Raw genomic sequence first — 1,469 nt, 5'->3', positions numbered from 1 at the left:
TCTTCCTGGACGGTCCTGAGGAGAGATCATCAGCATGACTTCGAAGCCCCCCGAGAGCCTGGATCCGGACGCCCGGCCCCAGCGGCGGACATTCACCGCAGAGTTCAAGGCGCGGATCCTGGACGAGTACGACGCGGCGCCGGATGCGGCGGCTCGCGGGGCGATTCTGCGCCGGGAACGGCTGTACGGGTCACACATTCTCGACTGGCGCAAGGCCCGAGACGCCGGAGCCTCGGCCGGCTTGACGGACCGGCGGCAATCGGCCGCGCGGGCAACGAAGAAGGCCGAGAACGCCGAACTTGCCCGTCTTCGGCGGGAGAACACCCGTTTGCAGGCCAAGCTGGCCAAGACCGAAACCGCGTTGCAGATCATGGGAAAAGCGCACGCGCTCTTGGAACTGCTCTCCGAGAGCGCGGATTCCGCGCCGATGCCGAACCCGTCCTCGCCGAGGCACAGCAGGCGCTGACCCCGGCGTGGGGCATCGCCGGGGCTTGCCGGCTGACCGGTGTCTCCCGCGCGACGCTCTACCGGCACCGCACACCACCGCTGGTCTCACGGCCGCGGACCGCGCGCAAGCCACCGCCGTCGGCGTTGTCCGAGGCTGAACGTGAGCAGGTGCTGCAGCTGCTGAACCGGCCCGAATACGCCGACCTGGCGCCGGCGCAGGTGTGGGCCCGCGAGCTCGACGAGGGCCGCTGGTGGTGCTCGGAGTCCACGATGTACCGGATCCTGCGGGCTGCCGGGCAGAGCGGCGAACGCCGCAGCCAGGCCAGCCATCCGGCCCGCACCAAACCCGAACTCGTGGCCGACGCGGCGAACCAGGTCTGGTCCTGGGACATCACCAAGCTGCGCGGCCCGGACCGAGGCGTCTGGTTCCACCTCTACACCGTGATCGACATCTGGTCCCGTTACGTCGTCGGGCACCTGGTCGCCGCGCACGAGGACGGCCAGCTCGCCGAGGCGCTGATCGCTGACGCGGCCGCCCGCGAACGCGTCGACCCCGATCAGTTGACCGTGCACGCCGACCGTGGCGCCGCGATGACCAGCAAGACCGTCACCCAGCTGCTGACCGATCTGAAGATCGGCCGTAGTCACAGCCGTCCGAAGACATCGAACGACAATCCGTACATCGAGGCGAGCTTCAAGACGTTGAAGTACGACCCGAGCTTCCCAGACCGGTTCGGGTCGATCCAGCACGCCCGGCAGCACTGCGAGGCGTTCTACACGTACTACAACCACGAGCACCGGCACTCCGGGATCGGCCTGCACACCCCGGCATCGGTGCATCACGGCACCGCCGGACAGATCCGTGAACAGCGGCAACAGACCCTCGACGCGGCCTGGGCCGCGCACCCGCAACGGTTCGGCCGCCGCCGTCCGCAGCCGCCCCGCCTCCCGGACCGGGCATGGATCAACAAACCCGACAACAGCGACCCCGAACAGACCACCGCCCCGCCCGTGCCCAACCG

At 69.2% G+C, this 1,469-nt stretch carries 2 protein-coding genes; both read left to right on the top strand.

The features are described from left to right. The first annotated feature begins 34 nt into the window (after positions 1-34). On the top strand, positions 35-466 hold the full coding sequence (locus V6U90_RS33350) for a hypothetical protein (protein ID WP_334445152.1): 432 nt from the start codon (positions 35-37) through the stop codon (positions 464-466). After that, positions 463-1,469: IS3 family transposase (locus V6U90_RS33345; protein WP_334445150.1), on the top strand; the 1,007-nt coding region annotated here is incomplete at its 3' end. The genes V6U90_RS33350 and V6U90_RS33345, both read left to right, overlap by 4 nt.

The sequence above is a fragment of the Micromonospora sp. CPCC 206060 genome (assembly GCF_036906895.1).
Classification (GTDB): Bacteria; Actinomycetota; Actinomycetes; order Mycobacteriales; family Micromonosporaceae; genus Micromonospora.
This window is presented reverse-complemented; position numbering and strand designations above follow the sequence as displayed.

Coding starts and splice junctions, on each gene's coding strand:
- V6U90_RS33350 (WP_334445152.1), top strand. CDS start 35: ATGACTTCGAAGCCCCCCGAGAGCCTGGATCCGGACGCCCGGCCCCAG.